The sequence below is a fragment of the Actinoplanes sp. ATCC 53533 genome, from assembly GCF_003947245.1.
In genome coordinates, this window is record NZ_QHHV01000147.1 from 1 (window position 1) to 25,778 (window position 25,778).

Sequence of the window (25,778 nt, forward strand, 5' to 3'; positions counted from 1 at the left end):
AACTGCTGCAGCGCGTCCTTGATGTCGCTGTCGGGCAGCCTGTCCAGCGCCTCGGTCTCGGCCGAGCGCAGACCCGCGGACGTGTGCGACTCCGACGACGCGAGCTGCCAGTCGGAGATCTCCTCGGTCGGAGCCTGCACGGGCTGACGCTGCTTGCGCCGATACGAGTTGATATAGGTGTTCGTGAGGATGCGGTACAGCCAGGCCTTGAGGTTCGTACCCTCCTCGAACTGGTGGAATGCGGAGAACGCCTTGAGGAAGGTCTCCTGGACGAGGTCCTCGGCATCGGCCGGGTTGCGCGTCATGCGCAGGCCCGCCGCATACAGCTGGTCGACGAACGGCAGCGCGTCCCGCTCGAAGCGCGCCCGGCGCTCGTCGGTCTTCTCGCTGCGTTCGGTCCGTTCCGTCCGCTCTGTTGGCGTCACCCGCACCTCTCCCCTCGACCGCCCCGCCGAGGATACGGGTAGTGCCCCGTCAGTAGTTTCAAAAACCGTCGGTGTGCTGACGCTCACCAACGACGAGACGGGCTTCGAGACAGCCGCGGGCCACTCGGGTGCGTGCAACAACTCCCGCACCTTGCGCGCCTGCGGCCCGCCGCGCTGGACGAATCCGGTTCCGGCTTGCACTTGAGGTACCCCTTCCGACGTACAGCCATCCGGGTTGTGTAACGACCCCGGGGCAGTCCGCATTCCGGCTCGCGCAACGGGCTTGCACGGGTTTCCGCCACGGGTCGGTTCAGGCAACGGGCTTGCACGGGCCTTTCCGCCGCGGGTCGGCTCGAGTAAGGGGCTGGCATGGTCTTCCGCCGCGGGTCGGCTCAGCGCACCCAACTGTGTGACCGCAGCCAACCGACCACGATCGCCGCCGTACCGGGCAGGTCACGGCGGAGATCGTGGACCGCGCCGGGGCGTACTGCCACCTCGACCGCCCCGCCGGCGCCGGGCACGCCGAAGGGGTCGCGGTCGCCGTTGACGACCAGGGTCGGGATGCGGGTGGGCAACTCCCCGGCCCGGCTGCGCTCCGGCTTGCCCGGCGGGTGCAGCGGGAAGGCCAGGGCGAGCACCCCGGCCGCGCCGAGCTGCTCCGCCGTCCGGCAGGCGACCCGGGCCCCGCTGGAACGGCCGCCGAGGATCAGCGGCAGGCCGTCCGCGAGCCCGGTCACCACCGCGGTCCAGGCCTCATCCAGGTGATTGGCGGGCGCGGGCGCCCGGCGACCGGCGACCCGGTAGGGCTGGGTGACCAGCGTCACCCGGGCCCCCGCCGCCACGGCGGCGTCGTGCACCACCGTCAGATCCGGCGCGTCGACGTCGCCGCCCGCGCCGTGGCCGAGGACGAGCTGACAGAGCGGCGGGCCCGCGGGGTCCGTGATCCGGATCCCCGCCGGCCCGCGCGGTGTTTCGATCGAGAAGCTGCGCACAGCTCCTATCTTTAGCGGCTCACCGGCATCAGTGTGAGCAGTCGGCGGTCTTCTTCATCCGGTCCGTCGTCGACTTCCTCGCCGTCGGACCGCACCCGTTCGCGCCAGGCGACGAGCATGGCCCGCCGTTCGCGCGGAGTGGTCCCGCCCCAGACGCCGTGGCAGTCGCCCACCTGCAGCGCCCAGGCCAGGCACGGCCCCTGCACCTCGCAGCGCCCGCAGAGCGCGACCGCGCTCTCGGACGGCTCGTTCGGAGCCGGGAAGAACGTTTCCGGATCGACCGTGCGGCAAGCGCCGCGGGTCCGCCACGCCTCGTCACTGCAGCGTTCGTCGATCGCGCTGAGCAGCCTCGGGTCGCGCCTGGCAATCGCGACCTCATGTGGACGCGGCATACGAGCACGTGTCATCAGCCCACCTCCCCCGTGGGTACCGGCAAAGCCGTGATGGTCGGTCCGCACCGTACGGATCGGCATCACACCGGCGCTGGTTTCTATCGCACGGAGGAAGATCAGAACAAGGGCCTTGTCTATCTCGAAACAAAGTTTCTAAATAGAAACCGCAGCATATGCGGAGAAAACACTTCGCGTTTGTCAGCGAAGCGGCAATTCGGACACCCTAATTGTTCTCAGTTCGTCATTCAGAAGAGGGTCACCTCCGGCGCGGCCACCGCCTCCGGCTCGGTCAGCAGATGCGGGCCGTTGTTGCGCACGTTTCCCACGTCCGGACGGACAGGCCGGACGTCGATCGCCGCGAGCTCGGCGGGCGACATCGGCCGCAGCAGGGCGGGCGCGTCACCGCCACCGGCGAGCCACTCGGGCCAGCGCTCCCGCGGCAGGATCAGCGGCATCCGGTCGTGCACCTCGGCCAGCCCACCCAGCGCGGCGGTGGTCAGCACGCTGCAGGTCAGGGTCTGCTCGCGCCACATCGTCCAGATGCCCGCGAAGGCGAGCACCGACGAGTCGCGCGGGGTCATGTAGAAGGCCTGCTTGCGCTTGCCGTCGCGGACCCACTCGAACCAGCCGTCGGCCGGCACCAGGCAGCGCCGGCGCTGGAACGACGGGGCGAAGGCGCGCGACGTGGCCACGGTCTCGGCCCGAGCATTGATCATCCGGGCGCCGGCCCGCGGATCGTCCGCCCACGGCGGGACCAGGCCCCAGCGCGCGGTGTCCACCACCCGGCCGCCGTGCCGCTGCGCCATGCGGACCACTGGGACCGGGTCGGTGGGAGCGACGTTCCAGCTCGGCCCCAGCGCCTCGGTGACGCTCGTGGCGTCGAAGAGCAGGCTGAGGTCGGCCTCGCTCCGCGTCGTCGCGTACCGCCCACACATGAGGCCGACCCTACGCCGGGCGCGTCTTCCGCGTTGTCCCGCGCGGGTTGTCGTACCCGGACGGCAGAATGGGTGCCGTGACAGCTCAAGAGCGCCCCTGGACGGCCCCCGTCAGCAGCCGACCGGTCACCGCCACCGTCCGGTTGCCCGGGTCCAAATCGATGACTGCCCGGGCCCTGGTGCTCAGCGCGCTAGCCGACGGGCCATCCGAGATCCGCCGCCCGCTGCGCGCCCGGGACACCACGCTGATGGCCGCCGGGCTGCGCGCGCTCGGCGTCACGGTGGACACAACCTCCGACGAGGTGTGGACGGTCGAGCCCGGGCCGCTGCGCGGACCGGCCCGGGTCGACGTGGGGCTGGCCGGCACGATCATGCGCTTCGCGCCCCCGGTGGCCGCGCTGGCCGACGGCCCGGTCACCTTCGACGGCGACCCGCACGCGCGCAACCGGCCGCTGCGCCCGATCGTCGAGGCGCTCCGCGCGCTGGGCGTCGTCATCGAGGCCTCGCCCACCGGCGGGTTGCCACTGCTGGTCCACGGCACCGGCCTGGTCCCCGGCGGCGAGGCAGTCATCGACGCGTCCGGGTCCAGCCAGTTCGTCTCCGGGCTGCTGCTCTCCGCGCCGCGCTTCGCCAAGGGGCTGGTGCTGCGGCACGAGGGCCCGCCGGTGCCGTCCGCGCCGCATCTGCGGATGACCACCCACATGCTGCGCGCCGCGGGTGCCACGGTGGACGAGAGCGTGCCCGACGTGTGGGCCGTCGAGCCGGGCGGGCTGCGCGGCCGGTCATGGGACATCGAGCCGGACCTGTCCGGCGCGGCGCCCTTCTTCGCGGCGGCGATGGTCACCGGCGGTGCCGTCACGCTCGCCGGCTGGCCGCGCGACAGTTGGCAGCCGGCCGGCCGGCTGACCGAGCTGCTCACCGCGCTCGGTGCGGAGGTGAGCCAGGACGACGCCGGGCTCACCGTGCGGGGCACCGGCACGCTGCGCGGCATCGAGGCCGACCTGTCCGAGGTGAGCGAGCTGACCCCGGTCGTCGCGGCGCTGGCGGCGCTGGCCGACGGGCCGAGCGCCCTGCGCGGCGTGGCGCACATCCGCGGCCACGAGACCGACCGGATCGCCGCGCTCGCCACCGAGCTGGGCAAGATCGGCGCGGGCATCGTCGAGCATCCCGACGGGCTGGAGATCACCCCGGGGCCGCCGCGGGCCGCCGTCATCGAGACCTACGCGGACCACCGGATGGCGCACGCGGGTGCGGTGCTGGGCCTCGCCGTCGAGGGCGTACGGCTCACCGACGTAGCGTGTACCTCCAAGACCCTGCCCGAGTTCCCCGAGCTCTGGGCAGACCTCGTGACAGGGAGCTGAAGCTGCCCGGCAAGAAGCGCGAATACGACGAGGACGACGTCCGGATCAGACCGGGGCGGTCGTCGCGTCCGCGCACCCGCACCCGGCCCAAGCACGAGGACGCCGTGGACGCGCTCGTGATCACCGTGGACCGCGGCCGGTACGGCTGCATCCGCGAGGACGCCGAGCACCTGGACGAGCTGATCACCGCGATGCGCGCCCGCGAGCTGGGCCGCAAGTCCGTGGTCGTCGGTGACCGGGTCGCCCTGGTCGGCGACACCTCGGGGGTGCCCGGCGCGCTGGCCCGGATCGTGCGCATAGCCGAGCGCACCTCGGTGCTGCGCCGAACGGCGGACGACGACGACACCACCCCCGAGGGCCGGCTCGAACGCGTCGTCGTGGCCAACGCCGACCAGCTGGTCATCGTCAGCGCGCTGGCCGACCCGCCGCCGCGCACCGGCTTCATCGACCGCTGCCTGGTGGCGACATACGACGCGGACATCGAGCCGCTGCTGTGCCTGACCAAGGCCGACCTGGCCGGGCCGGCCAACGTGCTCGACTACTACGCCGAGCTGGATCTGCCGTTCGTCCTGGTCAAGCCGGAAAGCGACCTGACCGAGGTGCGGGACAAGCTGGCCGGGCGCATCTCGGTCATGGTCGGCCACTCCGGCGTCGGCAAGTCAACGCTGGTCAACCGCCTGGTCCCGGACGCACTGCGAGCGGTCGGCGTGGTCAGCGCGATCGGCAAGGGCCGCCACACCTCGACCAGCGCGGTGGCGCTGCGCCTGCCCCGGGTGCGCAAGAAGGGCGACCCCGGCTGGATCATCGACACGCCGGGCATCCGCAGCTTCGGGCTGGCGCACGTGAGCGCGGAAAGCCTGCTGCACGGCTTCCCGGACCTGGTCGAAGGCACGATCGACTGCCCACCGAACTGCGGTCACACGGCCGGCGACGCGAACTGCAAGCTGGACGCCTGGGTGACGGCGGGCAAGGCGGACCCGCGCCGGCTGGCTTCGTACCGCCGGCTGCTGAGCTCCCGGGCCGGCGAGGGCGACGGTCGCGACCAGGGCGAGTAACACCGGGCCGGCCCGGCAGCTGGCGGACGGCGGCTCGGCACCGCCACCACCGCCGGGCGGACCGGCACCACCTCTGGGCGGATCGGCACCGCCAGGCACCTCAGCGCGGCCGGGCGGATCAGCGCGGCCGGGCGGATCAGCGCGGCCGGGCGGATCAGCGCGGCCGGGCGGATCAGCGCGGCCGGGCGGATCAGCGCGGCCGGGCGGATCAGCTAGCGTGCCCGCATGGCCTCGTATGCCGATGACCTCGCCCTCGCCCACCTGCTCGCCGACACCGCGGACTCGATTTCCATGGCCCGGTTCCGGGCCCTGGATCTGCATGTCGAATCCAAGCCGGATCTCACCCCGGTCTCGGACGCCGACACCGCGGTCGAACAGGCTATCCGCGCCACGCTGGCCCGGGCCCGCCCACGCGACGGTGTGCTCGGCGAGGAGTTTGGCATGTCCACCCCGCCCGCCGGCCAGGGCAACCGGCACTGGGTGATCGATCCGATCGACGGCACCAAGAATTTTATTCGCGGTGTGCCCATCTGGGGCACCCTGATCGCCCTGATGGAGGGCGAGCGGCCGGTTGCCGGGCTGGTCTCCGCGCCGGCGCTGGGGCGCCGCTGGTGGGGCGCGCTGGGCCACGGTGCGTACGCGGGCAAGCACCAGCGGTCCGCCGCCCGGATCTCCGTTTCCGCGGTCCGCAAGATCGGGGACGCCAGCTTCTGCTATGCCAGCCTGCCGAGCTGGGAGGAGGCCGGCCGGCTCGACCCGATGCTGGGGATCATGCGCGATTCCTGGCGCAGCCGGGCCTACGGCGACTTCTACGGTTACATGCTGCTCGCCGAGGGGGCCGTGGACGTCATGGTCGAGCCCGAGCTGTCGCTGTGGGACGTGGCCGCCCTGATCCCGATCGTGACCGAGGCCGGCGGGACCTTCACCGATCTCGCGGGTGAGCGGGCGCCGGGCGCCGGCAGCGCCATCGCTACCAACAGTCATTTGCACGAGGAAATCCTCGGTCGGCTGGCCGCCGGGGTCCCCTGACGCACCGTTAGTCTCCTAGGCCTGCCGAAGCTGGTCTATTCTCGCCGGGTGATGTCGCCGGGCTGGTTCTACCTCGCAGCGATGATTGCCGCGTACGGGGTCGCCAACCTGCTGCAGTCGATGGCCGCTGCCCGAACGAGTGTGCATCACACTTTCGACCCACAGCTGCTGGTGCGCCTGGCGTGTCACCGTACGTATCTGCTCGGGTTGTTCTGTCAGGTCTTGGGTTTTGTGCTGGCCTTCGTCGCCCGGCGTGACCTGCCGCTGTTCCTCGTGCAGGCCAGCGTCGCCGCCGGGCTCGGGGTGACGGCGCTGCTCGGCGTCCTGGTGCTGAAATGGACCCTGCCCGTCGCCGAGGTCGCGCTGCTCGTGCTGCTGCTGGGCGGCATCACCGCCCTGGTCCTGTCCGCCCAGCCGGCGCATTCGCGCCAGCTCGGCACGGCCGGGGTGGTGGGCCTGGCCGTGGCCTTGGCGGTCATCGCCGTGGTGGGCTTCTTCGCGGTGCGCCTGCACGGCGCGCTCGGCTCGGTCGCCCTCGGCTCCCTGGCCGGGATCGCTTTCTCGGCGGCGGCCATCGCGGCGCGTCCGCTTGCCGTCGAGCAGTCGTTCGCGGGTTACTGCAGCAATCCCCTGCTCTATCTGCTGGTCGCCCACTCGCTTGTCGGGCAGTTGCTGCTCGGCCTGGCCATGCAGCGCGGGTCGACCACGGCGGCGGTGGCCGCGATGGACGCCGCCGGCGCGGTGCCCGCGGCGATCGTGGGGCTGCTGTTGCTCGGCGACCGGATCCATCCGGGCCGGGAGTGGCTGGCCGCGGTGGGCTTCGTGGTCACCCTGGTCGCGGTGATCGCGATGACCCGCTACGCCGAGCCACAGCACCACCACGCGACGGCACGCTCCGCCGCAGGACGACGAGCGGACGGCGCGCGGCTACATCCCGCCGGCCGGTGAAGCCACCGGCCGACCCGACACCCCGGTCGACGAAACACCAGCTCGCAAGGCCGCCTGGCCGACAAAACACCGGGCGCGGAGCCACCCGGACGGCAAATCGACCCGGCCGGTAGAGCCGCCGACCGAGGAACGTGCTTGAGCCGGCGCTCACGGGGTACACAGGGGATATCCTTCTGCCCATATGGTACAGACAGCCCGAAAACGCGCACACGGGGACGATCGCCTGCCGGAATGCGAATCCCACACGCGTTAGGCACAATGGAGCGATCATGCCGAGCGAGGTCCGACACCAGGTGGACGGCGGACAGGCCTATCCGGTCTTCCAGCTGGCCGGGGTGCTCGACGCCGCCACCGCCCCGAGCGTCCGGATCGGCCTGCTGGAACTGCTCGCCGGGCAGCCCGAGGCCGTTGTCGTCGACGTACGGCAGCTCACCGTCGGCGATCCCGCCGCGGTCGGGGTGCTGCGAGAGGTCGCCCGCGACGCCGCCGACTGGCCAGACTGCCATCTCGTGCTGACTGCGGGCCCGGACACGGCGGCCTGGCACGACGCCGGACTGCCGGTCTGGCCGGTTCCCGAGGATGCCTTCGCCGCCCTCGGCACCCCCGAGCCCCGGCATTTCCTGCGGACCGCCCTGGAGCCGGTCGTCGGCGCGGCCCGGCGCTCGCGCGAGCTGGTCACCGAGGCGTGCGGCCGCTGGGAGCTGCCCGGGCTGGCGGGGCCGGCCTGCATCGTGGTCACCGAGATGGTCAACAACGTCGTCGCGCACGCGCGCACCCCGATGACGGTCCTGCTCGCCCTGCGCGGCGAGGGCGTGGCGGTGGCCGTCCGCGACCAGTCCACCTACGTGCCGCGCTTCGCCGGCAGTCCGGTGCCGGTCACCTCGTACGGCGGGCGTGGCCTGCTGCTGATCGATTCCGTGGCGCGGCGCTGGGGCAGCCTGGTGCTGGGCGACGGCAAGGTCGTCTGGGCCGTCCTGGACCTCCCCCCGTCCAACCACCCCGCCACCACCCTTGACCGGACTGAAGACCTCGAGCCGAACCACCCCGCCACCACCCGTGACCGGACTGAAGACCTCCAGCCGAACCACCCCGCCAGGCAAGTTTCCGGCACAGGTATGGCGGGCCAGGCCCGTGGGTAGGTTGCGGAACATGCGAGACAACGACTACCCGACCGAGGTGTCCGACCCCGAGGCCGCCGGGCTGCCCGAGACCGCGGACGACGACTCGAACGCGTACGACTCGGTGGAAAGCCCTCGGTGGGCCGACGGGGCCGATCCGGCCGCGCTCGCGGGTGTCGGCCCGGGCGGTTCCAACCGCTACGGCGACACCGCCGAGGAGGCCCGCCAGGGCGAACCGCTCGACTACCGGCTGCGTCAGGAGGAGCCCGACGTCGGCGCCGAGGACCCGCTGCCGGCCGGCCGGGACCCGATCGACGAGACCGTCGACTCCTCCGAGCAGCGCCGGTTCGACGCCGACGTGTGGGGCGCGAGCCCGACCTCGGATCCGGACTCCGCGGTGTCGCTCTACGACGACGGCCAGCTCGACGCCGACGACCCGCAGCCGGTGGGCCGGCTCGTGGATACCGACGAGGGCTCCGGCAACGACGACGAGGCGGACAGCATCGCCTACGACGCCGGCGCGGCCGGTGGTGGCGCCAGCGCCGAGGAACTGGCCATGCACGAGACAAACGCCCCGGACTACCGCTAGGCCGTGGTCAGAAGGGGGCCGGGCTGTGGCGGGCCCAGGCGCCGCCTCGCCGTCGACCTCCTTGAAACACGGCTTAGTCGAGGCCCTGCTCGATCGCATACCGGGTCAGCTCGACCCGGTTGTGCAGCTGGAGCTTGCCGAGCGTGTTCTGCACGTGGTTTTGCACGGTGCGGTGGCTGAGGACGAGCCGGTCGGCGATCTGCCGGTACGACAGGCCCTTGGCCACCAGCCGCAGCACCTCGGTTTCCCGCTCGGTCAGCTTCGGTGTCATCCCGTCCGCGGCCGGCGGCTCGACCGCCAGCCGGCGGAACTCGCCCAGCACCAGCCCCGCCAGGCCCGCCGTGAAGACGGTGTCGCCGGCGGCGGTGCGGCCGACCGCGTCCAGGAACTCCGCCTGGGCGGCCGACTTCAGCAGGTAGCCGCTCGCGCCCGCCTTCACCGCGTCGAGCACGCTCTGCTGCTCGCCGCTGGCCGAGAGCATCAGCACCCGTACGCCGGGCACCGCCTCCAGCAGTCCGTTGATGACCTCGACGCCGGACACGTCCGGGAGCTGCAGGTCGAGGATCACCACGTCGGGGCGCGCCGCCGCGGCGATCCGTACCGCCTGCCGGCCCTCGCCGGACGTGGCGACCACGTCGTAGCCGGCCGCGGTCAGGTCGCGGCTGACGCCCTCGCGCCACATCGGATGATCGTCGACGACCATGACCCGGGTCCTGGGTGGCTCTGTCACGGGGCTCAGCCTATCGAGGCGCGCGGCACGGTGAGTTCCACCTCGGTGCCCTGCCCCGGGGCGGAGGTGATCCGGACGGTGCCGCGCAGGTCGGTAATGCGGCCGCGGATGGACTGGGCGACGCCGAGCCGCCCCTGCTCCTCGGCCTGAGCGAACCGCTCGGGCGGGACACCGCAGCCCTCGTCGCGCACGCTCACGGTCACCTCGGCGGGTTCGTCCTCGACCAGCACCCAGGCCTTGGTGCCCGGCTCGCAGTGGCGCACCACGTTGTCCAGGGCGGCGCCGACAGCGGCCGCGAGCTCGGTGGCGACCCGCGAGGGCAGCCGGACCGCCCCGGCCGGGGAGGCGACCGACACCGTGGCCGACGCGTACGGGTCGAGCAACGCGATCAGGTCGACCTCGGCGTGCTCGTCGACCGGGTCCGCGGTGCGGCCGGTGACCAGCGTGCGCAGCGCCGCCTCCTGCTCGCCGGCCAGCCGGGCCAGCTCGCCCGCCTCCCCGTCCAGGCCGGCGCCGCGCCGCTTGACCAGGGCGAGCACCTGCAGCACCGAGTCGTGGATGTCGCGGGCCAGCCGTTCCCGCTCGCGGATGGTGGCCTCCATCTGGATGGCTCGTTCCAGGCGTCGCTGGGACACCTCGGCGACGCCGACGAGGTAGCCGACCGCCGTGGCCGCGAGCACCATCAGCACCGTCCCGGTGAAGGCCGCCTGGTCGTAGTGCGCCCGCACGATCAGGTCGGTGGCGCCCATGGCGAGCGCCGCGGCGATGCCCCAGCGCCGGCCGCCGGCCACCGCCCAGGCGATGACCGGGGCGACGTGCCAGGCCACGGCCAGGGTCGGTTTGCCCTGCTCTAGCGCGTACCGGCCGACCACCGGAAGGCTGGCGGCCAGCACGGCCATGGTGACCAGCAGGTCGGCCACCAGCAGCGGGGGCCGGCGCCGGGCCGGCACGGCATACGCGTACGTGGTGAAGACGGTCCACGCCGCCGTCGCTGCGAGCACCGGCCAGGCCAGCATCGGCCGCTCGTAGGCGCCGACGTTCCGGACCACCAGCACCGTCACGTAGACCAGCGCGGCGATCCGGTACACCGCGATCGCCCGCCACAACGGGTTCTGCAGTCCACTCGTTTGCGCCATGACCCCGACAATCGCACAGACCCGCTCATCCAGCGGAATGATCAGACGTCGCCTACCGTCGGAGGCATCGGTACGGAACCGTTGATCTCCGAGCAGTTCGACCGTAGCCGGGTCACCCCGCTGCGGCACACCGTCACGACCCGGGCCGCCGAGGCCGGGCTGGCCGGCGAGCGACTGGCGGATTTCGTGGTCGCCGTCAACGAATTGCTCACCAATGCCGTGCGGCACGGGGGCGGCACCGGTCAGCTCACCGTCTGGTCCGACAACGGCACGGTCGTCTGCGAGGTGAGCGACCGCGGCGCCGGCCTGGACCCGGTCAGCCCGCATCGCCCCGCGCCGGACGAACCGGGCGGCTGGGGTCTTTGGCTGGTCCGGGAACTGACCGACACCTGTGAGATCAAAACCGGACCCCGCGGTACGACGGTGCGTATTTCGAGTCGCACCGGCCCGGAATGATGAATCTTTCTTGTTTTCGCCCGCCACGACTTGACCTTTGGTCCCGGATCTTCTTAAGTCTCTGCTGACGCATAAGAATCATTGCCCCCCGGAGGTTTCTCGTGCCGCGACACAGCGCGCCGCAACGGCCCTCGTGGCTGCGCCCCCGATTCGTCGTCGCATTCGTGGTCGCGACCGCCGGCCTGGTGACCGCCGTCTGGCTGCCGACCCGCAACGACAGCGCGGACGCCGCGGAACGCAACCGCAGCACCGACAGCCGCCGGAGCCGGTCGCTGCCGGCCTTCGCCGACGACTTCACCGGCGCGCGGGGCAGCACGGTCGACCCGGTGAAGTGGGGCCTGCGCACCGATCGGGTCGGCTACGGCATGCAGTTCAGCCAGGACACCCGCAACGTCCGGCTGGACGGCGAGGGCAATCTCGAGATCGTCCTGCGCGAGGAGGAGCGGAACGCGTTCTCCACGGCGCGCCTGTTCAGCAGGGGGACGCTGCGCGGCACCTCCGGCCGCGTCGAGGCACGGGTCAAGGCGCCCGAGGGCGAGGGCCTGCAGCCCGCGGTGGAGCTCGTCGGCGTCACCCAGCCGAACGCCGGCTCGCTGAACCTGCTCGCCGAGCCGGTCACCGACGGTGAATTCCACACGTACGCGGTGGACTGGACGCCCAGCGAGGTCGTGCTGTCCGTCGACGGCCAGCAGGTCGACCGGCGGGCCGGGCAGCAGTCGGGCCAGACGGTCCGCCAGGCCGGCCAGTTCGGCCAGCAGGTGCCGGCGGGCTTCGATACCGGCCAGCCGTTCAAGCTGGCCGTGAGCCTGGCCGTGAAAAACGATCGCAACCGGGCCGACCTCCCGGGCCGGCTGACCGTCGACTCGATCAACTTCTCCGGGGCCGACGCCTCGGCGGAGCCCACCGAGCCGCCCGCCACCGAGCCGACCAGCCCGCCCGCGTCCGATCCCACCCCCGAGCCGAGCACCAGCGACTCGCCCAGCCCCGAGCCGTCGGCCACCGAGCCGCCAGCCAGCGAGCCGACCAGCCCGCCGGCCCCCACCACGCCGACGAGCCCGCCGACCTCGGCGCCGGCTGCCGAGAAGTGGGCGCCGTTCACCGACTACGTCGCCGGGCAACTGGTGACCTACAAGGGCGTCCGGTACCAGGTGCAGGAGACGCACACCTCACTGCCGGGCTGGGAGCCGACCGCGCTGCCGGCGCTGTTCAAGAAGATCTAAACCCAAAACGCGCCATCCGGGGTTCCGGAACCAGTCTTCCTTGACTGACACCGGTCAATCTGTAAACACTGCTAAGAGTGTTAACAACCTCTCCCCCGGAGGCACATCCCCATGCGCAAAACCCGCACACTGCTCGCGGCGGCGGTCGTCGCCGTGACGCTCGCGAGCAGTCTCGTGGCCACCTCCCGCAACGACACCGCCGATGCCGCCATCGGCGGCATCACCTGGCAGGACGAGTTCAACGGCGCCGCCAACAGCCCCATCGACGCCAGCAAATGGAAATTCGACATCGGCGGCAGCGGCTGGGGCAACAACGAGCAGCAGTACTACACCAACTCGACGAGCAACGTCCGGCAGGACGGGCAGGGTCACCTGGCGATCACCGCCCGCCGGGAGAACCCGGCCAACTACCAGTGCCACTACGGCACCTGCCAGTACACGTCCGGCCGGATCCTGACCGCCGACAAGTTCGCACAGACCTACGGGCGGTTCGAGGCCAGCATCAAGATCCCCAAGGGCCAGGGCATCTGGCCGGCGTTCTGGATGCTCGGCGGCAACAGCTGGCCGACCACCGGCGAGATCGACATCATGGAGAACGTCGGCAAGGAGCCGAACACGGTGCACGGCACGGTGCACGGCCCCGGTTACTCCGGCGCCGAGGGCATCGGCGGCGGCCGCACGATCGGGGCCGCGCTCGGTGACGCGTTCCATAACTACGCGGTGGAGTGGTCGCCCAACCTGATCGTCTGGTTCCTCGACGGCGCGGAATACTTCCGGATCACCCCGGCCGGCCTCGGCGGCGACCGGTGGGTCTTCGACCACTCGTTCTTCATGATCCTGAACGTGGCGGTCGGCGGCTACTGGCCCGGCTATCCGGACGCCAGCACCTCGTTCCCGCAGACGATGCTCGTCGACTACGTCCGCGTCTCGGCGTGGACCGACGGCGGCCCGCCGCCCGGCACCGGTGCCAGCGCGCTGAGGTCGAACTTCAGCGGCCGCTGCATCGACATCCCGTCCGGCAACCCGGCCGACGGCGCCCGGCTGCAGCTCTGGGACTGCAACGGCAGCGCCGCGCAGCAGTGGACGCCGAACGGCGACGGCACGCTGCGCGGTATGGGCAAGTGCATGGACCCGGCCGGTGGCGCGCTGGCCAACGGCACCCCCATCCAGCTCGTCACCTGCAACGGCAACCCGGTGCAGCGATTCACCCTGTCGGCCGCGGGTGACCTGGTGAACGTCTCGGCCAACAGGTGCGTCGACGTCAAGGAGTGGAACAGCGCCAACGGCGCCCAGTTGCAACTCTGGGACTGCGGCGGCACCATGAACCAGAAGTGGACCAAGGCCTGACACCCGTTGCGCGGAACCGCTACTCTGCCGCCCGGGCCGTTTCGGCGCCCCGGGCGGCATTGATTTTCATCTAATCTGCGAACGGATTTTCTTGATGCGTGGACGCGACCACCACTTTGTCACGAACGTGTCCTCGCTCCTGGTTTGCGGCCTGCTGGCCGGAGTCGCCGTGGCCGCTGCCGCCTTCCCCGCCGTGGCCATGTCGGGTCTCGCGGCCAAGGCCGGCGGCGAGGCCTTCGCGAGCCTGCCCAGCCAGCTCAAGCAGGCCACCGCCCCGCAGCTGACCCGGGTCTTCGCGGCCGACAACAAGACACCCATCGCGGTGTTCTACGACGAGTTCCGCAGCGACGTCCCGCTCAAGAACATCTCGATCAACATGCAGAACGCGATCGTCGCCGCCGAGGACCACCAGTTCTACAAGCACAACGGCGTCGACCTCAAGGGCTCCGTCCGCGCGCTGGTGAACAACAACCAGGGTGGCGCCAAGCAGGGCGCCTCGACCCTGACCATGCAGCTGGTGAAGATGTCCCTGGCCTACTCGGCGACCACCCCGCAGGAGGTCGTCGACGCCACCGAGGACACACCCACCCGCAAGGTCACCGAGATGAAGTACGCCATGCAGGTGGAGAAGGAGCTCACCAAGCAGCAGATCCTGGAGCGCTATCTCAACACGGCGCCCTTCGGCAACGGCTCGTACGGCATCTACGCGGCCAGCCAGGTCTACTTCTCCAAGCAGCCGAAGGACCTCACCGTCGCCGAGGCGGCCCTGCTCGCCAGCATGGTAAAGGCGCCGAGTGGCTTCGACCCGACGACGGCCGTCGGCTACCCCAAGGCGCTGGACCGGCGCAACTGGGTCATCGGCAACATGCGCGACCTCGGCTACATCACCCCCACGGCGGCGGCCGCCGCCGTCAAGGTCAAGCTGGCCAGGACCGCGCAGCGCACCGGCAACGGGTGCGCGGCCGTGCAGACCAACCACTGGGGCTTCTTCTGCGACTACTTCTACCGCTGGTGGCTGGACCGCCCGGAGTTCGGCAAGACCCCGTACGACCGGGAGCGGCGGCTCAAGAGCGGCGGCTACCGGATCGAGAGCTCGCTGGACGTCAAGGCGCAGGCGGCGGCCCGGGAGAACATCTCGGACAAGATCAACATCAACGACCGCGACGCGCTGCTGCTCGCCGCCGTCCAGCCGGGCACCGGCCGGGTCCGCGCGCTGGCCGCCAACCGCCGCTACAAGCTGGACGTCGCGAACAACAAGATGTCCTCGGACCCCAGGAAGGCCGCGAAGAACATCCGCGGCACCTATCCGAACACCACCAACCCGCTGCTCACCGGCGGCGGCGACATCACCGGCTACCAGGCCGGCTCGGTGTTCAAGATGTTCACCATGGTGGCGGCGCTGGAGAACGGCTACCCCCTGGCATACACGATCAACACCACCCCCATGTACAAGTCCGGCTACCGTGACGCGGGGGGACCGGCCGCGTGCGGCGGGTACTACTGCCCGACGAACTCGTCAAAGAACACGAAGGGCCCGTACAACATGTGGACCGGGTTCGGCTCCTCGGTCAACACATACTTCGTGCCCCTGCAGGAAAGCGTCGGCGCGGACAAGGTGGTCGACGTCGCCCAGCGCTTCGGCGTGCGGTTCCGCTCGGCGCAGGAGCTGAACATGGCCACCAAGCACGCCAAGGACTGGGGCTCCTTCACCCTCGGCGTGTCGGCCTCGACGCCGCTGGAGATGGCCAACGCGTACGCCACGCTCGCGGCCGACGGCAAATACTGCGCCCCGACGCCCGTCGAGCAGATCACCACGAGCAAGGGCGAGAAGCTCGATGTCGGCAAGCCGAGCTGCCGGCAGGCCACCAAGCCGGACGTGGCCCGGGCCGCGATCGACGCCGCCCGCTGCCCGGTCGGCGACTCGGCCCAGCTCGGTAACTGCGCCGGCCGGACCGCCGGCGCCGCCCGCGGCATCATCGGCCACCCGATCTTCGGCAAGACCGGCACTACCGACAGCGAGAAGACGGCTTCGCTGATCATCGGGACGACCTCGATCGTCGTCGCCGGATATCTGGTCAACCCGGACTACCAGGACCACCCGTACGCGATGAGCCACGACACCGTGAACCCGGCTGTCATCACCACGGTGCGCGACATCATGAAGGGCAAGGACAAGGACCAGTTCAAGAAGCCGTCCGGCGACAAGATCGCCCAGGGTGAGCAACGCTCGATCCCGGAGGTGACCTGCCTGAGCGTGGCCGACGCGACCAGAAAGCTCCGGGAGGCCGGCTTCATCGCGGGCCCGGGCAGCGAGATCGCGTCGAGTTGCCCGAAGGGTCAGGCCGCGGGCACCGCGCCGGCGGGCCGGACCATCAAGGGCGGCTACGTGAGCATCCAGATCAGCAAGGGCAAGGAGAAGGACCCGGCCGGGCCGGACACGGGCAGGCCGGGCACCGGGCAGCCGGGCGACACCGACTGAGCCCGCCCGCGGCGGAAACCCCTGCGAGTTCGCTGTTGAGCCGGCCCTCCGTCAACGCGTCGTGTAGCTGTCGCCGTAGACGCGCCAGCTCAGCGGCCCGTTCAGGTCCAGGTTGCTGGCCCGCAGGAACAGCCGTTGCGCGGTCTCGACCCGGGTCACGTCGCTGTGCGCCGCCTCGGTGCGCATCTCCTTGACCCGGGCGTTCAGGAAGGCGTTGAGCCACACCGTCTCGTCGCCGCCCTGCTTCGGCGTCTTGGCGTTCCGCATGGCGTCGGCGCGGATGGCGCGCAGCCCGGACTGGCCGTGCATCACGGCGGCGTCGTAGTAGGCGAACTGGCCGAGCGCGCGTACCCGGTCCGCCGAGGCCAGGGCGACCGCGGGAGCGAAGTACATCCGGTCCCGCTCGTCCTCCTGCGCCTTCTGGAAGACCGGGTCGGCGGCGGCCGCCTTCCAGGCGGCCGGGAAGCCGGGGTCGAGCCCGGCGTGCGAGTCCGACCCGTCGACGGTACGCAGGGCCGGCAGGTACCGGGCCAGTTTGTTGCCGGGCGCGCGCCGGGTGTATTCGCTCACCAGCGCCAGCATGTCCGAGGTGCCGGAGCAGAAGCCGACGATGCCGCCGGTGTATCCGCGCCCATCGCCGATGTCCTCGAGGTAGCCGAACTCGCCGCGCCAGTTCAGCGTCGAGTTCTCCGCGCTGGAGATCAGTTGCAGCGCGAAGGTCTTCTTCTTCGGGTCGGCGAGCCCGGCGGCGAGTGCGGACGACGTCATCACCGCGCTGCTCTCCACCGTCGGCCCGGCCGGCCCGGGCCCGTAGGCCTGCACCTCGTACAGCGAGTAGGCGCTCGCCGAGCCCTGCTGGGTGGCGAGGACCCGCAGGTATCGGCCGCTGCCGCTGAGCTTCTTGAGATCGTCGATGCCACCGTCGCCGCCGGTCGTGCGGTAGAGATCCCGCCAGACGGCGCCGTCGCCGGAGACCTGGACGCGGTACGACTTCGCGTACCCGCCCTCCCAGCGCAGCCGGACCCGGCTGACCGCCTGCGCCTTGCCCAGGTCGATCCACAGCCACTGGGTGCCGGTCGCGCCGGCCGCCCAGCGGCTGCTCGCATAGCCGTCCACCGCCTTGGCGGCGTCATATCCGGCGCCGGCCACCGTCGACGCGACGATCGGACGGCCCTTGGAGAGCAGCACGTCCGGGGCCGCGTCGGCGGTGACGGTGATCACCAGCGGCACGGTGCAGACCGCGGCGATCCCCGTGCCCAGCGCGATCGCTTTCGCCCGGATGCCCACCCCTCAAAGCTAGGTGGACGGGCTCAGCGACGTTTGCGGTTCCGGGAAATCAGGACGATCGCCAGCACGATGCCGCCGACCACCACCAGGCAGCACAGGCCGCCGAGAATGCCGAAGAAGCCGATGCCGCCGCGGCTGCGACGCGAACGTGCCGCCTCGACCGCCACATCAGCCACACCGGTGCTCGCCGCCCAGGCGTGCACCGGCACCACCAGCGTCAGGACGGCGCCCGTCACGGCGGCGCTGAGCCGTGACCACCATTTCACTGCAGATGACATGCGATCCATCTTGGCGGACACCCGCAAGACCCGCGTGGCCGGACTACCCCGCGACAGGGCAGGGTAGTGAGCGAGCTTGCGAGTGAATCATCAACTCCGCGCCGGACGAATGTCATCGCCGGAGCGCCAGCGGAGGCGGATGGCATGAGCCATCGGAGTCGAGTGAGGGGACGGGATGGACGCGGATCTGACTGCTCTGGCCGAGGCGCACGGGGTGGCCACCTGGTACGAGGACTGGCATCGCGAGCGCCGGGACGTGTCGGCGGAGTCGGTGATCGGCGTGCTGGGTCTGCTCGGCGTCGATGCCACAGCTCCGGCCTCGGTCGCCGCCGCGCTCACCGAGATCCGTTCCGCCCGGGAGCGGCACCGGCTGCCCGGGACCGTGGTCGTGCGGCACGGCAGCACCGAGCCGCTCACCGGCACGATCCACCTGGAGGACGGCTCGCGGGTGGAGGCCGCCGGGCAGCTCCCGCGTGACCTGCCGCTGGGCTGGCACCGGCTGGTCACCGCCGACCAGGAGGTGACGCTGGTCGTGGTGCCCACCGAGTTGCCCGAGCCGCCGGAGACCTGGGGCTGGATGCTGCAGCTCTACGCGCTGCACTCGGCCGCATCCTGGGGCATGGGCGATCTCGGGGACCTGCGGAGCTTCGTCGAGGGCAGCCGGGGCGCCGGGCTGGTCCTGCTCAACCCGCTGCACGCGATCACCCCGACGCTGCCGGTGCCGGCGTCGCCGTACTCGCCGTCGAGCCGCCGGTTCGCCAACCCGCTGTATCTGCGGGTGGCCGACACCGCCGCGTACCGCCGGGCGGATCCGCCCCTGCGCGAGCAGGTCGACGCCCTGCGCCCGGCGCCGGCCGCCGACGGCCTGATCGACTACACCGCGGTCTGGCAGGCCAAGCGCGCCGCCCTGGAACTGCTCTGGCCGCTGGCCGGCGAGGTGGACCTGACCTCCGACCCCGGGCTGACGGACTTCGCCACGTTCTGCGCGCTCGCCGAGTCGCACGGGGCCAACTGGCAGACCTGGCCGGCCGAGCTGCGGCGCCCGGACTCCCCCGCGGTGCTCGCGGCCCGCACCGGCGACCGCGTCGCGTTCCACGTCTGGCTGCAGCAACTGCTGGAAGACCAGCTCGGTGCCGCCAACCAGGCGGCCCGGGACGCCGGGATGCCGGTCGGGATCGTGCACGACCTCGCCGTCGGCATCGATCCCAGCGGGGCGGACGGCTGGCTGCTGCAGGACGTGCTCGCCGCCGGGGTGCACACCGGGGCCCCGCCGGACGCCTTCAACCAGCTCGGGCAGGACTGGGGGCTCGCCGCGTGGCGCCCCGACCAGCTCATCGAGACCGGCTACGCCGCGTACCGGGACATGCTGCAGCGGATCTTCCGGCGCGCCGGCGGGCTGCGCGTCGACCACGTCGCCGGGCTGTGGCGGCTCTGGTGGGTGCCGCCGGGCATGGGCGCGGCCGAGGGCACGTACGTGCACTACGACCCGGTGGCGATGCTCGGCATCCTGGCGCTCGAGGCGCACCGGGCCGGCGCGGTGGTGATCGGCGAGGACCTCGGCACGGTGTTGCCCGTGGTCACCGAGACCCTCGAGCGCATGAACATGCTCGGCTCGGCGGTGCTGTGGTTCACCCGGGACTATGACGACCCGGCGGAGGGCTACCTGCCCGCGGCGGACTATCCGCGCAACGCGCTCGCCACGATCTCCACCCATGACCTGCCGACGGCGGCCGGCTTCCTGATCGGCGAGCAGGTCCGGGTCCGCGCCGAGCTGGGCCAGCTGGCCGGGACGATCGAGGCCGAGCAGGAGTTCGCCGACCAGGACCGGGCGAAGCTGCTCTTCCAGCTCACCGAGGAAGGCCTGATCACCCCGGACACGCCGGCCGAGGAGATCATCGTGGCGATGCACGAGTTCCTCGCCCGGACGCCGTGCCGGTTCATCACGGCGTCGCTCTACGACGTGCTGGGCGAGCTGCGCCAGCCCAACCTGCCGGGCACCACGGACCAGTATCCGAACTGGCGGATCCCGCTGACGGCCACCCTGGAGCAGGTCCTCGCCGACCCGCGGGTCGCCCGGATCGCCGAGGTGCTGAGCGCGAAGAAGGGCGAGACCCGCGGCTGAGGTTTGCTGCCCGACGGCCCGGGCACCCCGTCCGTACCGACGGAAGGGAACTGACATGGGCTTCATGGACAAGGCCAAGGACTTCGCCGACAAGCACGACGAGCAGGTCGACAAGGGCCTCGACAAGGCCGGTGACCAGATCGACGACCGCACCGGCAACAAGCACACGAGCCAGATCGACAAGGGTGTGGACCAGGCTCAGGCCCGTACCGGTGAGGGCGACACCCACCAGCGGTGACCTTCGCTTCCCGGGGCTGCTCGCGCTCAGCTCGCGAGTGGCTCCGGCGGCGGGTCGTCGTCGAGCGCGAAGAGCATCGGATGCACGGCCAGCCGGTGATCCCGCTCGCGGCAGCGCGACGGCGGCAGCAGGGACGAGCGGTGCTCCGGGTGCTCACCGCAGTGCCGCATGGCGCGGGTGATCGCGTCGCTGTGGTGCCGACCGCCGCCGTACTCGCCGCAGCTGTCGCAGTCCCAGCGCCAGTAGGCGGGGCCGTCCTCGGCCTCGTGCCGCCGGATCTTGAGCGGTGGCCCGGCCCGGTGCTGGACGGCGGCCAGGATGGCCGCCATGTCGTTCGCCGGTGGCAGCCCGGCGGCCCGCATCGGCCCACCGCCGATGATCTCGGCCAGCGCGCTGGTCCCCATACCCGACACCACTCACCTCCACGTTGGTTGATCGGGCCCAGTGTGGACCGCACCCGGCCACCCGCATGACGGGTTTCACATATAACGCCGCCGCCGTTCACTCGCAGTGGTGCACCGGTAACGCTGGCTTCTTCCGGCCCGTAGCGCCGGTGTTACCGTGGTCGATCAGCGGGCGCTCGGAGGTGGCCAGGTGCAGGTAAGCGGCGCAGCCGCCGACGCGCGACCCCGGTTCACCCACTCGGCCTTCCGCTACGACAGTGACACCGCCTACGGCACCACCCTCGCCGCGTTCGTCAGGGACGGGCTGGCCCGGGACGAGGCGGTCGCGGTCGTGGCGAACCCCCGGCACACCGGCCTGCTGCGGGACGCCCTCGCCGGCGACGCCGCCGAGGTTCGGTTCCTGCCGGCCGAGGAGTGGTATGTCCGCCCGGTGCGGACCATCGCCGGCTGGTCCCAGCTGCTGCGGGCCGCGGCGGCGAGCGGACGCCCCGGCATGCGGTTGATCGGGCACACCCCGCTGGCGTACGGCGCGCAGACCTGGGTCCGCTTCGAGTCCGCTTTGAACAGCTCGCTGGCCGGGCTGGCCGGGCACCTGCTCTGCCCGTACGACCGCGCCACGCTGCCGGCGGAGGCGATGCTGACGGCGGCCCGCACCCATCCGCGGCTCCACGACGGCGGCTGGCGGGACAGCGCGGCATACGAGGCGCCGGAGCGGCTGCTGGCGGAGTTACCCGAGCCGCCGTACCCGGTCAGCGGGGAGCCGGTCATCGCCGTGCCCGTCCGCGACACCGTGGCGGACCTGCGGACGCAGGTCCGGGCGCGGGCCGCCGCGGAGGGCTGGCTGCCGCCGGACCGGGTCGAGAATCTGCTGCTGGCGCTGAGCGAGGTCGCCACCAACGGCATCCGGCACGGCGGCGAGCAACGGGAGCTGCGCGTCTGGCTGACCGACGAGGCGGTGGTCTGCGAGGTCACCGACGACGGTACGGTGCCGCCCGGCCCGCTGGCCGGATATCTGCCGCCGCGCCCCGGCGTGATCGGCGGCATGGGCCTCTGGCTGGTCCAGCAGCTCTGCGACGCGATGGCGATCCGAACCGTGAACGGGCTCACCCACGCCCGCTTCGCGCTGCGCCGCAGCCCCGCCTGACCGAGGTAACCCGCACCGTTTTGCCGGCGAGACGCCCGGCCGTGTGTCCGAATAGTACGGATAAAGCCGTACTATTCGAGGAGACTTTCCGTGCCCCCTACCCCGCACGTCCCCCTGTCCGCCCCACCCGGGCCGGCGGTGCCGGCCCAGCCCGCCGAAGCTCCCGGCTGGGAGACGCTGGAACTGGCGCGGCACAGCGCGGAAGCGCACGCGACCTTCCAGCGGCTGATGACCGAGGCGCACCTGGAGTACCTGCGGGTCATCGAGGCCCTCACCGGCCGCCCCGCCGATCCGGCCCGCCCCACCAATCCGGCCCGCCCGAGCGATCCAGCCCGACCGAGCGATCCGGCCCGACCGGCTGAAGCGGCCCGACCGGGCGAAGCGGCCCGACCGGCGCAGCGCTCGCCCGCCCCGCCGGTCACCGCGCCGGGCCCGTCCGGCACCGCGCCGGCCCAGTCAGGCACTGTGCCCGGTCCGGCCGGCACCGTGCCGGCACCGTCCAATGCGGCAGCCGGGCGGTGGGCGGGCTCGAGCACCAATCGCCGGTTCTGGCCGGCGACCGGAACGGACCGCCGGGCCGAGCCACTGCAGCTCGCCACCGAAACAGACAGCCCTGCCAAGCCGGTACCGCCCGCCACCGAAACAGACCACCCGGCAAGGCCGCTCCCTTCGAATGCCGCAACGGACCGCTTGCTCCCCTCGACCACCGCGACGGACCGCCTGGCCGAGGCGTTCGCTGCGGCCACCGGAGCGGCTCGGCCGGCCGAGCTGGTTCCCGCCGGTGCCGAGGCGCTCAATCCGGCCACCGGAACAGACCGGCCGGCCGAGCCACTTCCTGCCGACAACGAGACTGAACGCCGGGCCGGGTCGCCGGTCGAGCCGCAGGAACCCGCGACACTGCCCACTGCCGTCCCGGCGCAGCCGGACCGGCAGGGAACAACCATCGAGCACACCGAGCCCGCGGAGTTGCCAGGGATGGCGGCGCCGGCCACACCGACCCGTCCGGCCGTCACGGAGCCGCCCAGTGCGGATCCGGCCGCGGGGCTAGCGGAAGTCGACGTAGCCCGGCTGACCATGTCCTGGGCGCAGACCCCGCTCGGCGGCCTCGCCCCGCCCGGGCTGCACGCCGGCCCCGTCCACGTCGTCGACGGCGGCAGCGGTCTCGGCGCCGCCGTGGCCGCCGAGCTCACCGCGCGGGGCCTGGCCGCCGGGGTAGCCAGCCACCCGGGCCACGGCGGCGTCATCATCCTCGGCGGCATGGCCCGGCCGGCCTCCACCGACGAGGCGATGGAAGCCCAGCTCAACGCGCTGTGGCTGGCCCGCAACGGCAAGGACCGCGGCATCTTCGTGGCCGTCGCCGACACCGCCGGCGGCCGGGCCGGTGCCTGGCTCGGCGGCCTCGTCGGGCTGGTCGGCGCGGTGGGCCGGGAGCGGCCGTCGGCGTCCGCCATCGCCATCGAGTGCGAGCGCGGCGACCGCGATCCCGCCGCCGTGGCGATGCTGATCGCCGACGAGCTCACCCGGGGCGCGGGCGCGCAGCGGGTCCGGATCGCCGCGGACGGCACCCGGTCGGTGGGGCGGCTGGTGTCCGCCGGCTCCGGAGCGCCGCGCGAGCGGGTCATCGGCCCGGATTCGGTGGTCGTGGCCTCCGGCGAGGCGCGGGGCTTCTGCGGCGCGGCGCTGGTGGAGCTGGCCCGGTCGACCCGGTGCCGGCTGGTGCTGCTCGGCCGTACCCCATTGGGCGCCGAACCGGAGCACCTGGCCGGCGCCGACGACGAGGTGTCGCTGATGCGCAAGTTCGCCGCCGGCACCGGCGGGCCCGACGGGCTGGCCGGGATGCGGACCCGGGCCCGCGCGGTGCTGGCCGCCCGCGAGATCCGGCAGACCATCGACGCCTGCGTCGCCGCCGGGGCCGAGACCCGGTACGTCCACGCCGACCACCGCGACGCCGACCGCCTGACCGCCGAGCTCGACCAGGTCCGCTCGGAGTGGGGACCGATCACGGGTGTGCTGCACTGCGCCGAGGTGAGCGGCGACCGGCACCCGGGTGAGAAGTCGGCCACCGACGCGGACCGGACGCTGAGTACTCACCTCGCCGGCCTGCCCGCGCTGCTCGCGGCGACCGCGCAGGATCCGCTCGACACCCTGGTGCTCTTCTCGTCGATGGCCGGCCGGTGCGGCGACCTCGGGCAGGGCACCCAGGCCCTGGTCGGCGCCACCCTGGACCGGGTCGCCGAGGCCGAGCAGCGCCGCCGGCCGGGCTGCCTGGTCCGGTCGCTGGCCTGGGATCCGGCAGACGGCGAGGCCGGCCGGCCGGAGACCGAGGTCGTGCCGGTCCACGCCCGCGCCGCCGCGTTCGTCGCCGAGCTGGCGGTCGACGGGCCCGCCAACGTCGTGTTGGCCCCGAGGTCCGCCGTGCCCGACCGGGCCCAGCCGGCCAGCGTCGCCGTCGACGCGGGCACGCATCCGTGGCTCGCCGATCACCGGCCGCAGGACGTGGCGATCCTGCCGCTGGCGGCCGGGCTCGGCTGGATGGCCGCCGCCGCACGGGTTCGCGAGCAGGACGCCGTGCTGACCGGCGTCCGGGTAGTGCGCTCGGTGACGACGGAACACCCGCAGACCCTCGGGGTCACGGTCTTCGGGCGGGAGGTCTGGCTGAGCGACGACGCGGGCGAGCCGTGCTTCCGGGCCGGGTTCGGCGCGCCCGGACCGGACCGGGATTGGCGGCCGGCCGGCGACCCGGCCCGCTACCCGGGAAGCTCGGTCTACGCGGGCCGTCCGCTGTTCCACGGGCCGCGGCTGCATGTGGTCCGCTCGCTCGGTGAGATCGGCCCGGACGGCGTGGTCGGCACCGTGCTCGGCGCCCGGGCGATGGGCTGGCCGGACGACAACCTGCCGGTGGACCTCGCCGCCCTGGACGGCGCGCTGCAGCTCAGCGGCGTCTGGGCGATGGACGAGCACCGCACGGTGCTGCCCATGGGGGTGGCCGAGTGCCGGATCCACCGCTGGGGCAGGCTGCCGGGCCCGGCGCTGTGCATCGTGGCCGACGGCCACCGCGACGACCGCGGGGCCCGCTGCGACGCGGCCCTGGTCGGCCCGGACGGCGAGCTCTGGGCCGAGTTGCTCGGCATCGAGTTCGTCGCCCCGCTCAGCGCGCGCTGACCCCGCGCCGAGCTCCCGCCGGATCGCAACCGACATACTGCTGCGATGGCGCAGCGCAGGCGGGGTGAGCGGCGGGTCGAGACCGTCGGCTCGGGCGTCGCCGAGCTGGTCGGGGACCCGGACCGGACGTCGGGCTGGACCCTGCTGCTGGACGGCGCCCCGCAGTCGCACGTCGACCTGGCCGACCCGACGTACCTGGAGTTCGAGTACATCCGGCGGATGGCCGCCGCCCTCGACCTGATCGCACCGGCCGGCGCGCCGCTGCGGGTCCTGCACCTGGGCGGCGGCGCGCTGACGCTGCCGCGCTATGTGGCGGCGACCCGGCCCGGGTCGCCCCAGCGGGTGGTGGAGATCGACGGGCCGCTGATCGAGCTGGTGCGCCGGGCGCTGCCCTGGGACCCCAAAGCCAAGCTCCGGGTACGGGTCGGCGACGCGCGCGAGGCCGTCACGGGCATGCGCGACGACGGGTACGACGTGGTCATCGTCGACGTGTTCGCGGGCTCCCGCACCCCGGCACACCTGGCCTCGGTGGAGTTCATGCACGAGGTGGCCCGGGTGCTGGCGCCCACCGGGTGGCTGATCGCGAACGTGGCCGACGGGCCGCCGCTGCGCTACGCCCGTACCCAGGTCGCCACCATCCGGGCGGCGCTGCCGCAAGCGTGCCTGGTCGCGGACGCGGCGGTGCTGCGCGGCCGGCGCTTCGGCAACCTCGTCGTGCTGGCCGGGCGAACCCCGCCACCGGTCGCCGAGCTCAGCCGGCGCGCGGCCGGGGACTGGTTCCCGGGCCGGGTCGAGACTGACCTCGATCGATTCACATCCGGCCGGCCACCGGCGACGGACATCGACGCGCTTCCCTCTCCGGCCCCGCCGGAGGGTCTGTTCAGCGCGCGGCCCTAGATAGCAGTACGGACGGCATCGGCCAAAGGTTCAC

The 25,778-nt window shown here is 72.4% G+C and carries 24 protein-coding genes; 15 read left to right on the plus strand and 9 right to left on the minus strand.

Annotated features, from left to right (window positions below):
* The 4 genes from DMB66_RS40000 to DMB66_RS40015 all read right to left on the minus strand — a co-directional run.
* A partial coding sequence (locus DMB66_RS40000; RefSeq protein ID WP_125809338.1) for a sigma-70 family RNA polymerase sigma factor occupies window positions 1-626 on the minus strand: 626 nt, incomplete at its 3' end.
* A 191-nt stretch (window positions 627-817) separates the two neighbouring features.
* Window positions 818-1,417, minus strand: a complete 600-nt coding sequence (locus tag DMB66_RS40005; RefSeq protein WP_370320132.1) for an alpha/beta family hydrolase — start codon at window positions 1,415-1,417, stop codon at window positions 818-820.
* Between the two features lie 11 nt (window positions 1,418-1,428).
* Complete coding sequence (locus tag DMB66_RS40010) at window positions 1,429-1,824, minus strand: WhiB family transcriptional regulator (protein ID WP_125809360.1); 396 nt, start codon at window positions 1,822-1,824, stop codon at window positions 1,429-1,431.
* Between the two features lie 230 nt (window positions 1,825-2,054).
* Window positions 2,055-2,744 carry an SOS response-associated peptidase gene (locus DMB66_RS40015; protein ID WP_125809340.1) on the minus strand — a complete coding sequence of 230 codons (690 nt, stop codon included), beginning with the start codon at window positions 2,742-2,744 and terminating at the stop codon, window positions 2,055-2,057.
* A gap of 68 nt (window positions 2,745-2,812) precedes the next feature.
* Here DMB66_RS40015 and aroA point away from each other — a divergent pair, with 68 nt between their 5' ends.
* From aroA to DMB66_RS40045, 6 genes are all read left to right on the plus strand, one after another.
* The gene (gene aroA, locus DMB66_RS40020) at window positions 2,813-4,105 is read left to right on the plus strand and encodes a 3-phosphoshikimate 1-carboxyvinyltransferase (RefSeq protein WP_125809341.1); all 1,293 of its coding nucleotides are present in this window, start codon (window positions 2,813-2,815) and stop codon (window positions 4,103-4,105) included.
* A gap of 2 nt (window positions 4,106-4,107) precedes the next feature.
* On the plus strand, window positions 4,108-5,160 hold the full coding sequence (rsgA, locus tag DMB66_RS40025) for a ribosome small subunit-dependent GTPase A (protein WP_370320143.1): 1,053 nt from the start codon (window positions 4,108-4,110) through the stop codon (window positions 5,158-5,160).
* Between the two features lie 225 nt (window positions 5,161-5,385).
* Window positions 5,386-6,189, plus strand: a complete 804-nt coding sequence (gene hisN / locus DMB66_RS40030; RefSeq protein ID WP_125809342.1) for a histidinol-phosphatase — start codon at window positions 5,386-5,388, stop codon at window positions 6,187-6,189.
* 81 nt (window positions 6,190-6,270) lie between these two features.
* A complete protein-coding gene (locus DMB66_RS40035) occupies window positions 6,271-7,137 on the plus strand; it encodes a hypothetical protein (protein ID WP_199752900.1) in 867 nt (288 codons plus the stop codon).
* Window positions 7,138-7,406: 269 nt separating this feature from the next.
* A complete protein-coding gene (locus DMB66_RS40040) occupies window positions 7,407-8,276 on the plus strand; it encodes an STAS domain-containing protein (RefSeq protein WP_125809344.1) in 870 nt (289 codons plus the stop codon).
* 10 nt (window positions 8,277-8,286) lie between these two features.
* Window positions 8,287-8,844, plus strand: coding sequence for a DUF5709 domain-containing protein (locus DMB66_RS40045; protein ID WP_125809345.1), 558 nt, complete (start codon window positions 8,287-8,289; stop codon window positions 8,842-8,844).
* Window positions 8,845-8,917: 73 nt separating this feature from the next.
* Here DMB66_RS40045 and DMB66_RS40050 read toward each other — a convergent pair whose 3' ends face one another.
* A complete protein-coding gene (locus DMB66_RS40050) occupies window positions 8,918-9,547 on the minus strand; it encodes a response regulator transcription factor (protein ID WP_125809362.1) in 630 nt (209 codons plus the stop codon).
* 32 nt (window positions 9,548-9,579) lie between these two features.
* Window positions 9,580-10,710 carry a MacS family sensor histidine kinase gene (macS, locus tag DMB66_RS40055; RefSeq protein WP_125809346.1) on the minus strand — a complete coding sequence of 377 codons (1,131 nt, stop codon included), beginning with the start codon at window positions 10,708-10,710 and terminating at the stop codon, window positions 9,580-9,582.
* A gap of 27 nt (window positions 10,711-10,737) precedes the next feature.
* Between macS and DMB66_RS40060 the strand changes: the two genes are divergently transcribed.
* From DMB66_RS40060 to DMB66_RS40075, 4 genes are all read left to right on the plus strand, one after another.
* Window positions 10,738-11,166 (plus strand): ATP-binding protein, encoded by a 429-nt coding sequence (locus tag DMB66_RS40060; RefSeq protein ID WP_370320145.1) that lies wholly within the window; start codon window positions 10,738-10,740, stop codon window positions 11,164-11,166.
* 101 nt (window positions 11,167-11,267) lie between these two features.
* Complete coding sequence (locus tag DMB66_RS40065; RefSeq protein WP_125809347.1) at window positions 11,268-12,386, plus strand: carbohydrate-binding protein; 1,119 nt, start codon at window positions 11,268-11,270, stop codon at window positions 12,384-12,386.
* A 111-nt stretch (window positions 12,387-12,497) separates the two neighbouring features.
* The gene (locus DMB66_RS40070; protein ID WP_125809348.1) at window positions 12,498-13,733 is read left to right on the plus strand and encodes a glycoside hydrolase family 16 protein; all 1,236 of its coding nucleotides are present in this window, start codon (window positions 12,498-12,500) and stop codon (window positions 13,731-13,733) included.
* 94 nt (window positions 13,734-13,827) lie between these two features.
* Complete coding sequence (locus DMB66_RS40075; RefSeq protein WP_125809349.1) at window positions 13,828-16,212, plus strand: transglycosylase domain-containing protein; 2,385 nt, start codon at window positions 13,828-13,830, stop codon at window positions 16,210-16,212.
* 51 nt (window positions 16,213-16,263) lie between these two features.
* Here the strand turns inward: DMB66_RS40075 and DMB66_RS65640 are convergent, their stop codons facing one another.
* Window positions 16,264-17,499, minus strand: a complete 1,236-nt coding sequence (locus DMB66_RS65640) for a chitosanase (RefSeq protein WP_305026586.1) — start codon at window positions 17,497-17,499, stop codon at window positions 16,264-16,266.
* A gap of 23 nt (window positions 17,500-17,522) precedes the next feature.
* Window positions 17,523-17,777 (minus strand): hypothetical protein, encoded by a 255-nt coding sequence (locus tag DMB66_RS40085; RefSeq protein ID WP_125809365.1) that lies wholly within the window; start codon window positions 17,775-17,777, stop codon window positions 17,523-17,525.
* A gap of 175 nt (window positions 17,778-17,952) precedes the next feature.
* Between DMB66_RS40085 and malQ the strand changes: the two genes are divergently transcribed.
* On the plus strand, window positions 17,953-19,899 hold the full coding sequence (gene malQ / locus DMB66_RS40090) for a 4-alpha-glucanotransferase (protein ID WP_125809350.1): 1,947 nt from the start codon (window positions 17,953-17,955) through the stop codon (window positions 19,897-19,899).
* 55 nt (window positions 19,900-19,954) lie between these two features.
* Window positions 19,955-20,137, plus strand: a complete 183-nt coding sequence (locus DMB66_RS40095) for an antitoxin (protein ID WP_125809351.1) — start codon at window positions 19,955-19,957, stop codon at window positions 20,135-20,137.
* A 26-nt stretch (window positions 20,138-20,163) separates the two neighbouring features.
* Here DMB66_RS40095 and DMB66_RS40100 read toward each other — a convergent pair whose 3' ends face one another.
* A complete protein-coding gene (locus DMB66_RS40100) occupies window positions 20,164-20,541 on the minus strand; it encodes a hypothetical protein (protein WP_125809352.1) in 378 nt (125 codons plus the stop codon).
* 190 nt (window positions 20,542-20,731) lie between these two features.
* On the opposite strand from DMB66_RS40100, the gene DMB66_RS40105 reads away from it, so the two are divergent.
* The 3 genes from DMB66_RS40105 (at window position 20,732) to DMB66_RS40115 (ending at window position 25,744) form a co-directional block, all read left to right on the plus strand.
* Window positions 20,732-21,685 carry a sensor histidine kinase gene (locus DMB66_RS40105; RefSeq protein ID WP_158647528.1) on the plus strand — a complete coding sequence of 318 codons (954 nt, stop codon included), beginning with the start codon at window positions 20,732-20,734 and terminating at the stop codon, window positions 21,683-21,685.
* A gap of 90 nt (window positions 21,686-21,775) precedes the next feature.
* A complete protein-coding gene (locus DMB66_RS65645; RefSeq protein ID WP_125809354.1) occupies window positions 21,776-24,847 on the plus strand; it encodes a KR domain-containing protein in 3,072 nt (1,023 codons plus the stop codon).
* Window positions 24,848-24,892: 45 nt separating this feature from the next.
* Complete coding sequence (locus tag DMB66_RS40115; RefSeq protein ID WP_125809355.1) at window positions 24,893-25,744, plus strand: spermidine synthase; 852 nt, start codon at window positions 24,893-24,895, stop codon at window positions 25,742-25,744.
* Window positions 25,745-25,778: the final 34 nt, after the last annotated feature.